Raw genomic sequence first — 12805 nt, forward strand, 5'->3', positions numbered from 1 at the left:
ATGGGATTCACGCGCCCTCTTTGCGTGCCGTGACGGACGGCCAAGACGGGTCCATTCCTGAGGGCCTTCCCCAACCACACGGACCTTAAAAGAGAGAGTTATGCATTGTCAAACAAATTTTTTTTTACTTGACCACGGCAAAAACGCTGATGTAGGAAGGAACCGCACGGGTACCAATGGCTCTCTTGAGCACGTTGTTTTCCGTTCTCATGAGGTTCTCCCCTGCAGCGCATGCGCCTCCTCGAGCCAACCCCCTCTTTCACATTGGTACCTGAAGAAGGAACGTCCTTTCTTAACGTGCCGTACCCTCGGCAAGCCCTTGCCACGACGGCTTCGGTTCTTGGTGGTGTGCATGCTGGTCACAGCGCGCCAATGCAATCCAGTGTTCTTGATCCCAGCGGGAAGGTACGGTTTTTCTATGGTCACATGAGACAGGCTTGCATGGACCGCCGGCTTTCGGGCAGCATCAAGGTGATGTGCCTTTCGTGCCGCCCGAAAAAGCGGCGAAGTGTACCGAGGTGGCTTTCTTGTGTTTTCAAAAAGTGGCGGTTTCAAGTTCTCAGGGAAAGGAGGTGATGTACCGAGAGCACTATGGGCTGAGGGGATCTATTGCGGATGAATTTTATTGGCACGTACAGAGGAGGTCGCAATGTTTAAGGGAATGCCAAAAGTTTTCTGGGCTGGTATGTCACTTCTATATGGGTATTTTTTCCTATTTTTCTTTTTGGAAATTACCATTCCCAAGTTTCCTCTCGCCAAGTTTCTGGGAATTCCGGCGTGTTATGTGTATAATTGGATCATCGGTTTGTGGGTGATTAACATGATCGTTGCAGCCCTCTTTTATCTGGCCGAGGAAGCTCGAGAAGCTCGGCTGACAAAGAAATAAGGAGGTTAGAATGGGTGCCAATCCAATCGTTATTATTGGGGCTCTAATCTATTTTGCCATTATGATCGCCATAGGGGTCACCACGCGAAAGGCGGCGCTCAACGCCTCCGATTACTATGTGGCGGGTCGCAAAGTGGGCTCTTTCATCAACGGGGCCGCTTTGGCGTCCACCTATTTAAGCCCCGCGAGCTTTCTCGGACTACCGGCGTTCATCTTCCTTTTGGGTTATCCCTTCTGGTGGGCTCTGGTAGGCATTATCGGCGGCATGCCCATTGCCACGCTTCTCACGGCGGCTCCCCTGCGTAAATACGCTCCCACATCCTTTACGGACTACTACGCCGATCGTTACGACACCAAGTGGATGCGCCTTATTGCCGGTGTTCCCACCATCATCGCGGGTTTTGCCTACGTCACTCTATCTATTGTCGGTACCGCTCTTTTCATGCTCGCCATCTTAAAGCTCAATTACAACGTTTCTGTGGTTCTCGGTGCCCTGGTGGTTTTCATCTATGTGTTTTACGGCGGCATGGTGGCCACCACCTGGTCGGCGGCTTTTCAAGGGGTGACCATGGCTGCTGCAGCGGTGATAGGTGCCATTTACACCATTGCTCATTTCGGCGGCATCAATCCCATGACCGATGCCATTTTGAGCGTGACGCCTAATTTCTTTAATGCGCCCTATGTGAATGAAAAACCTTCCAGTGCCCTAATGGGCATGTGGACCGGTATTGTCGGCTTTTACTTTACATGGCATTTCGGTTTTGCGGCCATGCCCTACACAGTGGTGCGCTTCTTTACGGCGCAAGACATCAAATCTGCGCGTCGTAGCGTGTTCTGGGCGATTTTCTTTGGTGGCTCCATGTATGTTGGGTTGATCATCATCGGTTCCGCGGCCCGAGTGCTCATCGAAACGCTGCATCCCTACATGAGTGTTGAAGGGGTCAAGGATGCCATGGGTGTGCTCAAGCACATGAAGGGTGTCTACGGCGTGGGTGGTGCGGCTGTCACCGACTACTCCATGATCGCCGCCATGGAAGGCCTTAAGAGCCCCTTCCTTCTGGCTGTCATTGCCGCTGGTGGTTTGGCCATCGCCATGTCCACGGCGGCAGGCTGGACCATGGTGCTCAACGTTCTTCTGGGTCGTGACCTGATCGGTAAGGTTTTCGGCAGCAAGTGGCCTGAAGAAAAGCCCGTTCAGGTTACACGGGTGATGACCGTCATTATCACCGTCATTTGTACCTTGGTGGCTTTCAGCCCTCCGGCGCTTGTTTTGGACATATCCGGTGCCGCCTTTATCGTGATCCTGTGCTCCGTAGGGCCGCCTCTTGTTTTGGGCATCTGGTGGGACAAAGCCAACACGACGGCGGCTGTCACCAACATTATCGTCATGACCATACTGTCCACTTTCTCGTGGATGTACGCCAACTCCAAGCTGGGTAGCGCCCATTGGTTTTTCCTCGGTCAAAAAGGCGGCCTTGTGACGCCTCACCAATTCTACTGGGTGTTCATTGGGCTTATCTTCTTTATCCTTCTCAGCTTGGTGACGAAACCCAATCGGCCTGAGGTCATCAAGAAGTATTCGTACGACCTGAGACCCGAAAACTAAAGATGAGGCGAAGGACCGAAAGGGAGACCTTTCGGTCCTTCACGGCAAACCGAGAAGCCAAGATTTTTCGAGGCGACCCATGGCAGAGCAAAGGAAAAATGAAAGACTGGAACGCTGGGAGCGACATCGGCGTCGATGGTATCTTCTGTATTTTTATGTGGGTGTCGGCGTTAATTTGTTACTTTATTTTACGAAACCTTATGGCTTTGATCCCAGCGGAAGTCTTTTTTGGGGGTCTTTTTACGGTATCGGGATTCCTTTGTGCACCATGTTTCTTGGTGTTTCCATTCATCGTAAGCTTCTTGGTGTTTAAGTTTTCCATGAAATCATGGTGCTGCCTAGGCCGATTCCTTGTCGTGTTGTTTTTGGTGCTTTTTGGCGCCGTGGTGCAGGCTCAAGGGGATGTGACCTTTGTCCATGACGTGGAGGCGGAAGACCTGTTCACGGGCAAGAAGGCGCTCACCTTGATGACCAGTTATCGCGCCGACGGCATGTATATGGACCAGCAACGGAGATATACTGGTTCTTGGATGCGCCTTCTTTTCGGAGGCGTTCGGGAGGATCGCCGAACGGTGATCATTTCCTTGGCCTCTCAAGATATTCGTGAAATTGACTGGGGTCGCGACAAATGTCGCATTTTTCCTCTGAATCGTCTGAAGGATCCCGAATGGCTGCGCACCTTGGAAAAGCCTCGTGAGGAATCGATGCCTCTGATGGCCGATCGCTACCAGGTGCGGACTCCTGAAATGACCATCAAAGTTGAGCCGGCGGTGGAAACCGTCGGCAGATATGCGTGCCGAAAGGTCGTGGCTCGGCTGCGCCAGGATACGTACGACAGGCTGCGGGAAGCACATAGTGTGACGGAGGTGGAGCAGCATCTTTGGGTTTCGAACGAGGTGCCGGGTCTCGATGAAGCTCTTCGTGTTCAGGCGCAGCTGGGAGCGATCCTTGGCATGGAAGTGGAGCGCCTTGGACCTCTGTCCTTTCTTCTGTCGTACTGGCAAGGAACCTTGCAGCCTTTAGCAGAGGATTTGGCGCGGGCGCGGGGGTACCCGGTAAAGAGCGTGGTGCGTGTGACGGCGCACTATATTCCCAAGGAAGGGGAATCCAGAAGGGTGAGTCGTGTCGTCAATGAGGAAACCAGCCTCTTGAAAGAGGTGCTCACGAAGTTTGATGAAGAAGTGTACAGAGTTCCACCTCACTTCACAACGGTTCATGTTCCATAGGCGAAAGGATTGACAACACAAGGATGGAATGAAGGGGAGAGATTCATGGCACGAGAAGACTATTTCAAATGGGCGGAGAGTGTTCTTGATCCTTCCAAGACCTTTAAAAAGCCGGAAGCTCTGGCGGACATCAAGATCGTAGAGTTATGCACGCTGATTTTGGGGCCTTCTTTACCCAGTTATCTTTCTGAACTGGGGGCGACTGTCTTCAAGGTGGAACTGCCTGGCATGGGGGACACCATGCGGTCTCTGACCCCTTTTGCCAAGTTCTTTAACGGAGCGGCCATGGGGTGGCTCAAGGAAGCACGCAACAAGTATCATCTGGCCATCGATGTGCGCGTGCCCGAGGGTGTGGAGCTTTTCCGGGAACTGGTCAAACGCTCTGACGTGGTGGTGGAAAATCTTCGTGCAGGCACCATGGACAAGTGGGGTATCGGCTATAGACAATTGCGTGAGATCAACCCGAGGATCATTTACATTGCCCTGAACGGCTTTGGACAATGGGGGCCGTATCTGGAACGTCCGTCTTATGACGCCATTGCGCAGTCCGAATCCGGGGAAGCCTGGATCAGTGGTTTTCCGGACAAACTTCCCATGAAGGCGGGCATCTGGTTGGCGGACTATTATGGAGGTCTTGTGGGTGCGATTGGTGTATTGGCCGCTTTGGCCCATCGAGACCGCACAGGACGCGGCCAATACATCGAGTATTCTCAGGCGGAAAACCTTATGCGCGCCATGGACTGGACGTGGCTGTACCAGCATTTTACCGGCAAGTGCCGAGAACGTTATGGAAACCGAGATGTGAGCATTTGCCCGGCGGACATCGTTCCCAGCAAAGACGGGGAAATGGTGGCCATCGGAGCGGCGACGGACAAACAGTTTCAAGGGCTGTGCCGGGCCATGGGCAAACCGGAACTGGCCCAGGATCCTCGGTTTGCCACGCACCAGGAAAGGCTGAAGGAAGAAAACGCCGTGGAACTTTTGTCCCTCATTCGAAATTGGGTTGCAGGCAAGACCTATGCGGAAATCGACCAATTGGCCGGTCAATACGCTTTTGGTGCCGAGAAGGTGGCCAACGGCAAGGATCACTTTGAAGATGAGCACTTGAGAAAACGCAATTTTACCTACTACGTGGATGATCCAATCTACGGGGAATTTTGGGAGGAAGGTATTGCGCCCAAGCTTTCGGAAACCCCGGGGCGCATCAAATGGGCCGGTAAACCTGTGGGCTTTGACAATGAATATGTCCTCAAGCGTTTTCTCGGCCTCAAAACCAAGAAAATCAAATACCTCAAAGAAAAGAACATTATCGGCAAATGGGTGGACGTTCCTCCCGGTCGCAAGCCTCCGCAGAACTGGGACGGCACATCAGGTGTCCTTTTGGTTTAGTTTCTGACGTAAAAGTGATCCACGAAAGAGAACTCTGTGTGTGCAGGGAGGAGAAATCAATGCATATGGAAAAAGAACAAAGCTGGGGCGATTGGATTCGGGAGTTGGACGATCCGGCAAAGAACCGTGAAAAGCCTGAAGCGCTGGATCATATTACAGTGTTGGATGTGAGCTACGCCAACATGGCCGGATGTTTCTGCACATCCACTTTGGCGGAATTCGGTGCCAATGTCATTCGTATTGAACCACCAGGAGGAGACCCGGCTCGTACTTTCAGCCCTTGGGGTTACCTGCATAAGGGCACCGGCCTGGGGTATTTGAACGAAGGGCGCAACAAGTTTCATGTGACCTTGAACTTGGAATGTGAAGAAGGCCAGGAAATCTTTCGAAAATTGGCCAAACGGGCCGATGTGGTGGTGGAAACCTTTCTTCCCGGCACCATGGATGGCTGGGGGATCGGGTACCGTCAGCTTAAGGAATTAAACCCCCGCCTCATCTATTGCGCTCTTTACACTTACGGTCAATTCGGCCCCAAGGCCGCTTGCGGCAAGGCTGATGTGGACGTTGTGGACCAGGCCTATTCCGGGATTGTGTCCGTCAGTGGAGAACCACCGGAAGATCCTCAAAACCCAAAGCCGTCGGAAGTTCCAACCAAGCAAGGGAACTGGATGGGATGGTATGCCGGTGGTGCGTGGGCCTGTGTGGCCATTCTAGCGGCGCTTCACTACCGCGTCCAGTCCGGCAAAGGTCAATTTATCGACGTGTCTCCGGCCGAAGCTTACGGTCGATGTATCAACTATGGCATCACCTACTACTATGGCTTTAAAGATACCATACCTCGAGTGGGTAACTACGACGTAGGTGTTTTTCCATATACGTATTTCAAATGTAAAGATGGTTTCGCCTTTTTGTCCGGTTTCGCCGATCCCAACTGGAAGGCGCTCTGCACCATCATCAACCGTCCGGATTTGCAGCAACAGTTTCCCACCATTTTCGAACGCCTGAATGTGGACAATATGAAAGTCATGTACAAGGAAATCGAAAAGTGGACCATGGCGCACACTTATGATGAAATTTTTGATGCGGTCATGGACTACAACAAGAACATCGGGCAGGGTGTGGTGGTTCCCGGCCGCATCAGTTCGCCGATGGACACCATGAAGGCGGAAAACTGGTGGGTGCGTATGGCGTTGGAAACCATCGACGATCCCCATTACGGCGAGGTGACCATTGCCAATCACGCTCACAAAATGACGGAAACACCCCCAAGGGTCAAATGGATTTGCCGACCCGTAGGTGCGGACAATTATTACATCTATGCGAAAATGTTGGGCTATGGACCTAAACGGCTTGAAGAACTGAAAGAAAAAGGCGTTCTATGATCATGGACCACACTTAAAGCACAAAGAGAAAGGCCACTCTGTGGCCTTTTTCTTTGCGGAAGGTTCCATAATGATTCCCCCCAAAGAATTTCTACGGAAGATCAAACCCTTTTCTTTTCTTCACGAGGAACATTTGACCGCGCTCACAAGCAGTCTGGACGTGGCCATGTACGGTGCGGGCATGGTCATTTGTGCCAAGGATGAGGTGTGCCCTTCCGTGTTTCTTGTTTTTTCAGGGCTTGTCGGCCTTTACGATGGCGACGAACTTGTGGATCTTGTTTCGAAAGGCGAAATATTCGGGCTGCTTTCCGCCTTGCATCAGACACCGTCCTATTACGAAGCTCGCGCTCTGGAAGACAGCATCTGTTACCTTATCGACGGCGAGGCCTTTGAAAAAGTCTATCGAGCCCATAGTGCCTTTGCGTCCTTTTTCAGCACCTTCATTGAGCGGCGTTTTCGTTCCTTTGCTCGGTTAGCCCGTCAAGAGGAGTCCATGCAGGACGGTGCCACGGGGGTCCTGGTGGAAACCTTGGTGACCAAGGCGCCGGTGACGTGTGCCCCTGAACGCCTAGTGCGAGAAGCTGTGAGCCTTATGGATGCTCACGGTGTAGGTTCCGTGGTGGTCACAGAACACGATCAACCCGTGGGCATTTTGACCAACCGGGACATGCGACGGGTTCTTGTTTATGGAAGTCCTGACAGTGCGGTCAGGGACTTCATGTCGGCTCCGGTCATCACCCTGGATCGCCGAGCTTCGGTGCTGGAAGCCTACACGACCCTTCTTCGTACAGGGATCGACCATCTGGTGGTGATGGATCGGGACCGGGTTTACGGGGTTGTCACCAGCAAGGATGTTCTGGCAAAGATGGAGCCATCCTCGTCCATTTTGACTATTTATCGAAAAATCCTTAAAGCTGTGGATCTGGAAGAGCTCAAGAGCGCCTTTCATGCCATTCGCGTGGCCGTCTCGGAAATGGCTCTTAAAGGGGTTCATTTTTACCAGCTGTCTCAAATGATCACAGCCGTTTATGACACTGTGGTGGTTCGTGTTTTGCAAAGGCACACGGCTCCCCATGAGGCGAAGCATTTTGCTTGGATTCACACGGGCAGTTCCGGCCGCAAGGAACAGATTCTCACGACGGATCAGGACAGTGCCATCATCTGCGGAACAGCCGGCCCATGTTTGGACGTGGCCGAAGCCGTCACGCACAATCTGGAGGCTATTGGGATTCCGAGATGCCCTGCAGACTATATGGCTTCCAATCCAAAGTGGCATCTCAGCCTCGACGAGTGGAAAGAGAACTTTCGCCGTTGGTTTGTGGAACCCATTCCGGATCATGTGCGTTATCTGACAGTCTTTCTGGACTTGAGAGTCGTTTACGGGAATGGCGAGTTGTTGGCACGGCTGATCAGCGCCATTCATGAAAGCGTGACCAACCAAGCGGTGCGTTTTCTGGCCTATGATGCAGCCTTACATGAACCGCCCATCGGCATTTTTGGCATCAAGCATCGAGATCGAGGCATTGACTTGAAAAAATATGGCATTTACCCCATTGCCAACGGTATTCGCGTGATGATTTTGGCCAATAGAATGCTCAACGTGACCAATACCAGGGAACGCATCGAAGCGCTGCGGGATGGTGGGGTTTTGGGTAAGGACACCGCCGGCGATCTTTTGGAAGCATACGCCTTTCTTCAAGATCTTCGTCTCAGGCATCAGGCTCGAGCCCTCAAACAGGGCCGCTCGCAAACAAACCTTATCATGGCGGATCAATTGGACAAGATGGATCTGCTGGTCTTGAAAGAATCTCTGAAAGTGGTGGCGTCTTTTCAAAAGAACCTCAAAGCCCTTTACGGCGTGGATCGAGGGCTTTGATGCTTGTAACCGAAGCAGCGTTTGTGTCCGTGGATGTGGAAACCACCGGGTTGGATGTGCGAAAGGACGAGATTATCGCCATCGCCTTGGTGCCTATGGAAGGCTTGAAGATTCGAGTGCGCCATGCCTTCTACACCTTGGTGAAACCCCGTAAGTATCGGCCGCACACCATGAAGTACCATGGAATCGCCCTTGAGTCTCTGGAGCGGGCTCCGAGTTTTGAAGAAATCGCTCACGAACTTTTATCCCGCTGTCAAGGCATTCTTTTGGGACACTGTGTGCACATCGACTATGAGTTTCTTCGACGTGCATTTAAAGGGATGGGAATACGATTTGAGCGTGATATGGTAGACATTGCGGAAGTGGAGAAATGGATCGGGCAGAAAACTTCGCATCGGCCGAAATGTGAAGAACTGAGTCTAGATGCTTTAATCCATCGCTACGGCCTCAAGGAACATTACCGGCATCACGCTTTAGCCGACGCTTTTTTTGCAGCTCAGATTTTTCAGATTCAGATGACACGATACGGTGTTCCTTATGTCCATCAGTTGCTTAATCAGCTTAAAAACCAAAAAGTCTGCGACACACCCTTTCTTCTGTAGAACCTTTCTTGAAAATCCCAACGATGGTTTGCTAAAGGGATACTTATGCAGGCGTCCGCTTGGTCTTTAGAGCAGTTAATGCCTTTCGAGGACATGCCATCAGGAAAAAGGCTTTGTCTTCCAGGCTCTTTGTGCTAGTCAAAAAAAGATTCACAGAAGCGTAGGTGACACTTTGGGTTCAGAGCCATGAGCCCAGGATGATGTGACAAGGGTGCCAACAAAGGAGGTCGATGATGAAAAGATGGACGGTGGTTGTGGGACTTGCCGCAGCTTTGGTGACGGCGATGGCCGTGTATGGCTGGACGGCGGACATTGAATTGGCCAAAAAGTCCACCTTGGAAGAGATTCTTAAGCGCGGTGAACTTCGCGTAGGCTTTGAAGCGGGTTATATGCCTTTTGAGATGACGGACAAAAAGGGCAATTTCGTGGGCTTTGATATCGACATGGCCAAGGAAATGGCCAAAGCCATGGGTGTCAAGTTTGTTCCCGTGAACACGGCCTGGGACGGCATCATTCCGTCGCTCATTACAGGCAAGTTCGATATCATCATGAGCGGCATGACGGTCACGCAGGAACGAAACCTGAAGGTGAACTTTGCCGATCCTTACATTATTGTCGGTCAGACCATTCTGCTGAACAAGAAACATGAAGGCACGGTGAAGTCCTATAAGGATCTGAACGATCCCAAATACATCGTCACCTCCAAGCTGGGCACCACCGGTGAACAGGCGGTCAAGCGACTGATTCCAAAGTGTACCTACAAGTCTTTTGAAACCGAAACGGAAGCCGCCCTGGAAGTGGTTAACGGTAAAGCGGACGCCTTTGTCTATGACCTTCCTTTTTGCGTGGTGTTTTTGGCCCAACAAGGAGCTGGCAAATTGGTGTTTCTAGATGAACCTTTTACCTATGAGCCTTTGGCATGGGCCGTGAACAAGGGGGATCCCGACTTCCTCAACTGGTTGAACAACTTCCTGCGCCAGGTGAAAAACGACGGCCGGTACGAGCAAATCTACAACAAGTGGATCAAGAGTACGGATTGGATTCAGGATGTGGCTCAATAGGGGAAGGAGCTCTTGACCACTGGGTCGGGGGGTGAGGATAAGGGCTCATGGCGAGGGTGTCGCAGAACATGACTCGAGGGGCTTACGCCTTTTGGGTCATGGTTTTTTTTCTGATGGTATCCGGGGTTGTGGGAATTCTTTACTACGCCACGCAAAAGGTGGATTACGTGTGGCGCTGGTATCGAGTGCCCCAATATTTTTACTACAAAGAAAAAATTGAAATTCGTTCGGAAATTCAGGGTCGTGTCCAAGAGATTGCACGCACCGCCGATGAGGCTTCCATTCAAGTGCTGGGAGACGGAGAAACGGCCCAGTACAAGGTTCCGGTTCAAGGTGTGCGGGTGGACGTCGGGGATACTGTCTATCCAGGAGACGTTCTCGGCGTGTATCATCGGTGGAAGGTGGGCATTCTCATGCAGGGGCTCTGGTTGACCCTCAAGGTCAGCCTGATTTCCATTCTGCTGGGTATAGTCATCGGCCTGATAGCCGGCTTGGCACGTATTTCTTCCAATCCGGCACTCAAGTGGTCGGCTGTCACCTACGTGGAGGTCATTCGGGGTTCACCGCTGCTGGTGCAAATCTTTATCTGGTATTTTGTCCTTGGCACCGTGATCAACACGCTTTTGGCCAAAAACGGCCTTAACCAGCTGCCACCGCTCTGGTACGGTGTGGCCTCCTTGGCTTTCTTTTGCGGAGCGTACGTGGCGGAAATCGTGCGGGCCGGCATTCAGTCCATTCACCGAGGGCAAATGGAAGCGGCCCGATCCCTAGGAATGAGTTACCCTCAGGCCATGCGTCACGTGATCCTGCCTCAGGCTCTTCGACGTATTCTGCCTCCTTTGGCTGGTCAGTTCATCAGTCTCATCAAGGATTCATCCCTCTTGGGTATCATCGCCGTTCGGGAACTCACCAAAGCGACCCGCGAAGTGGTCACGACAAGCCTTCAGCCCTTTGAACTGTGGTTCATGTGCGCTCTCTTGTACTTGGTCCTCACCTTTGGGCTGTCCATGTTTGTCCAGTATTTGGAAAGGAGGACGGCGGTTTCGTGATTACGGTGGAGAATGTTTCCAAAACATTCCATGCCCCTCATGAAGTCAAGGCTCTTCAGAGTGTGTCCTGCCAGGTGTCCAAAGGGGAGGTGGTGGTGATTATCGGTCCTTCGGGGTCGGGCAAAAGCACACTCCTTCGATGCCTGAACCGCCTGGAACATGCGGATACCGGCCATATTTACATCGACGGTGTGGACATTCTGGACCGCAAGACAGACATCAATAAGGTGCGGGCGGAAGTGGGCATGGTGTTTCAGTCTTTCAACCTTTTTCCCCACAAGACCGTGCTGGAAAACATCACGCTGGCTCAAATGGTGGTGCGCAAAAGGCCCCAAAAGGAAGCCGTGGACAAGGCAATGGCTCTCTTGAACAAGGTGGGCATTCCGGACAAGGCTTCAGTCTATCCGGATCGTTTGTCGGGAGGTCAACAGCAGCGCGTGGCCATCGCTCGAGCCTTGGCCATGGATCCCAAGGTCATGCTTTTTGATGAACCCACTTCGGCCCTGGATCCGGAAATGATCGGTGAGGTTCTTGACGTGATGAAAGCCCTGGCTCGAGAAGGCATGACCATGGTGGTGGTCACCCACGAGATGGGTTTTGCACGAGAAGTGGCCGACCGTGTCATCTTCATGGACCAGGGGTGCATCGTGGAAGAAGGAACTCCGGAGCACTTCTTCACCAACCCGACGCATCACCGAACCAAACTCTTTTTGAGCCAAATACTGTGATGCCAGGGAGGCAAGGACGATGGAAAAGCACCTTTTGATCACTGTCAGTGATGAAATGTCCCACCTCTGCGGTGTGCGCTTCGTAGCCTGCTTTTTCAAAAACAAGAAGCCGTTTCGCCTGACGCTTTTCTATGTGGCTCCCACGCACACGGGAGACTGGAAACCCGATAGACCTCTGCCCAAGGCTAAAATTGCCGAAGAGACTCGAATGCGAGCTGAAAAGGCTTTGGAACGCAGTACCGAAATCCTCTTCGAAGCCGGGTTTAATGAGTCCCAGATTCAATCCAAGATCGTCCCTAAGGAAATGGAAACAGTCAAAGAGATTGTTATGGAAGCGCGTCGAGGTCACTACGACGCTGTTGTGCTGGGACGGCGAGGATATGCAGCCTTTGCCGGCGTGTTTTCGACGAGCATCAGCACCGAAGTGCTTCGGCAACCTCTCCCATGCCCCATGTGGATCTGTCGGAATCCGGGATTTGAACATGAACGGCTGCTCTTGTGTGTCGACGAGTCTGAGGCCAGTGCACGCATAACGGACCACGTGGGATTCATGCTTCGAGAGGAAGACCATAAAATATGTCTTTTCCACGTGATTACCGATCGAGGAAGACAGACTCGTGAGATCATTGACAGGGCCAGAAAGGTGCTTGAAGAAAACGGTGTCTCTCCGCAACTCATCGACTGGAAGATCATGGTGTCCCAAAACGTGGCCGAATCCATCATGGAAGAATGCCAGGTGAATCCGGCCTCAGTTATCGCCTTGGGCCATGAAAACGATGGAAGCCGAGGCTTTTTCGGGGGTCTTTTTTCCGGTTCGGTGTGCTCGGGAGTGCTGAAGCGGTTTGAAAACGGAGCCTTGTGGATTTCCAAGTAAAGCCGGCGGTGACCTGTGCGCCTTCGAAACCAATCCCTGTAGGGGCGGACCTGTGTCCGCCTCTGTGCCATCCCAATGGCGTTGACTTAAGGATTTTTCAGCTTCTTACTTTTCCCTGAGCACCAC

The 12805-nt window shown here is 52.2% G+C and carries 12 protein-coding genes; all 12 read left to right on the plus strand.

What is annotated here, in order from left to right:
• Positions 1-649: 649 nt before the first annotated feature.
• Positions 650-886 (plus strand): hypothetical protein, encoded by a 237-nt coding sequence (locus tag WHS46_12430; GenBank protein ID MEJ5349481.1) that lies wholly within the window; start codon positions 650-652, stop codon positions 884-886.
• Positions 887-896: 10 nt separating this feature from the next.
• Complete coding sequence (locus WHS46_12435; GenBank protein MEJ5349482.1) at positions 897-2492, plus strand: hypothetical protein; 1596 nt, start codon at positions 897-899, stop codon at positions 2490-2492.
• 79 nt (positions 2493-2571) lie between these two features.
• Positions 2572-2805 (plus strand): hypothetical protein, encoded by a 234-nt coding sequence (locus WHS46_12440; GenBank protein MEJ5349483.1) that lies wholly within the window; start codon positions 2572-2574, stop codon positions 2803-2805.
• A gap of 7 nt (positions 2806-2812) precedes the next feature.
• On the plus strand, positions 2813-3718 hold the full coding sequence (locus tag WHS46_12445; protein MEJ5349484.1) for a hypothetical protein: 906 nt from the start codon (positions 2813-2815) through the stop codon (positions 3716-3718).
• Positions 3719-3763: 45 nt separating this feature from the next.
• Positions 3764-5107 (plus strand): CoA transferase, encoded by a 1344-nt coding sequence (locus tag WHS46_12450; GenBank protein MEJ5349485.1) that lies wholly within the window; start codon positions 3764-3766, stop codon positions 5105-5107.
• Between the two features lie 65 nt (positions 5108-5172).
• Positions 5173-6489 carry a CoA transferase gene (locus tag WHS46_12455; GenBank protein MEJ5349486.1) on the plus strand — a complete coding sequence of 439 codons (1317 nt, stop codon included), beginning with the start codon at positions 5173-5175 and terminating at the stop codon, positions 6487-6489.
• Positions 6490-6559: 70 nt separating this feature from the next.
• Positions 6560-8365 (plus strand): DUF294 nucleotidyltransferase-like domain-containing protein, encoded by a 1806-nt coding sequence (locus WHS46_12460; GenBank protein MEJ5349487.1) that lies wholly within the window; start codon positions 6560-6562, stop codon positions 8363-8365.
• Positions 8365-8967, plus strand: coding sequence for a 3'-5' exonuclease (locus WHS46_12465; GenBank protein ID MEJ5349488.1), 603 nt, complete (start codon positions 8365-8367; stop codon positions 8965-8967). The genes WHS46_12460 and WHS46_12465 overlap by 1 nt, the downstream gene beginning before the upstream one ends.
• Before the next feature lie 230 nt (positions 8968-9197).
• The gene (locus WHS46_12470) at positions 9198-10028 is read left to right on the plus strand and encodes a transporter substrate-binding domain-containing protein (GenBank protein ID MEJ5349489.1); all 831 of its coding nucleotides are present in this window, start codon (positions 9198-9200) and stop codon (positions 10026-10028) included.
• A 47-nt stretch (positions 10029-10075) separates the two neighbouring features.
• Positions 10076-11077: an amino acid ABC transporter permease gene (locus WHS46_12475; GenBank protein MEJ5349490.1), complete on the plus strand. Its 1002-nt coding sequence runs from the start codon at positions 10076-10078 to the stop codon at positions 11075-11077.
• Positions 11074-11805: an amino acid ABC transporter ATP-binding protein gene (locus WHS46_12480; GenBank protein MEJ5349491.1), complete on the plus strand. Its 732-nt coding sequence runs from the start codon at positions 11074-11076 to the stop codon at positions 11803-11805. Before WHS46_12475 ends, WHS46_12480 begins: the two co-directional genes overlap by 4 nt.
• Before the next feature lie 19 nt (positions 11806-11824).
• Complete coding sequence (locus tag WHS46_12485; GenBank protein MEJ5349492.1) at positions 11825-12679, plus strand: universal stress protein; 855 nt, start codon at positions 11825-11827, stop codon at positions 12677-12679.
• Positions 12680-12805: the final 126 nt, after the last annotated feature.

Origin of the sequence: Desulfosoma sp., from assembly GCA_037481875.1 — a bacterium.
GTDB lineage: Bacteria > Desulfobacterota > Syntrophobacteria > Syntrophobacterales > DSM-9756 > Desulfosoma.

What these genes read in the sequence shown, in the direction of transcription:
- WHS46_12430 (MEJ5349481.1), top strand. Translation starts at nt 650, where the DNA reads ATGTTTAAGGGAATGCCAAAAGTTTTCTGGGCTGGTATGTCACTTCTA.
- WHS46_12435 (MEJ5349482.1), top strand. Translation starts at nt 897, where the DNA reads ATGGGTGCCAATCCAATCGTTATTATTGGGGCTCTAATCTATTTTGCC.
- WHS46_12440 (MEJ5349483.1), top strand. Translation starts at nt 2,572, where the DNA reads ATGGCAGAGCAAAGGAAAAATGAAAGACTGGAACGCTGGGAGCGACAT.
- WHS46_12445 (MEJ5349484.1), top strand. Translation starts at nt 2,813, where the DNA reads ATGAAATCATGGTGCTGCCTAGGCCGATTCCTTGTCGTGTTGTTTTTG.
- WHS46_12450 (MEJ5349485.1), top strand. Translation starts at nt 3,764, where the DNA reads ATGGCACGAGAAGACTATTTCAAATGGGCGGAGAGTGTTCTTGATCCT.
- WHS46_12455 (MEJ5349486.1), top strand. Translation starts at nt 5,173, where the DNA reads ATGGAAAAAGAACAAAGCTGGGGCGATTGGATTCGGGAGTTGGACGAT.
- WHS46_12460 (MEJ5349487.1), top strand. Translation starts at nt 6,560, where the DNA reads ATGATTCCCCCCAAAGAATTTCTACGGAAGATCAAACCCTTTTCTTTT.
- WHS46_12465 (MEJ5349488.1), top strand. Translation starts at nt 8,365, where the DNA reads ATGCTTGTAACCGAAGCAGCGTTTGTGTCCGTGGATGTGGAAACCACC.
- WHS46_12470 (MEJ5349489.1), top strand. Translation starts at nt 9,198, where the DNA reads ATGATGAAAAGATGGACGGTGGTTGTGGGACTTGCCGCAGCTTTGGTG.
- WHS46_12475 (MEJ5349490.1), top strand. Translation starts at nt 10,076, where the DNA reads ATGGCGAGGGTGTCGCAGAACATGACTCGAGGGGCTTACGCCTTTTGG.
- WHS46_12485 (MEJ5349492.1), top strand. Translation starts at nt 11,825, where the DNA reads ATGGAAAAGCACCTTTTGATCACTGTCAGTGATGAAATGTCCCACCTC.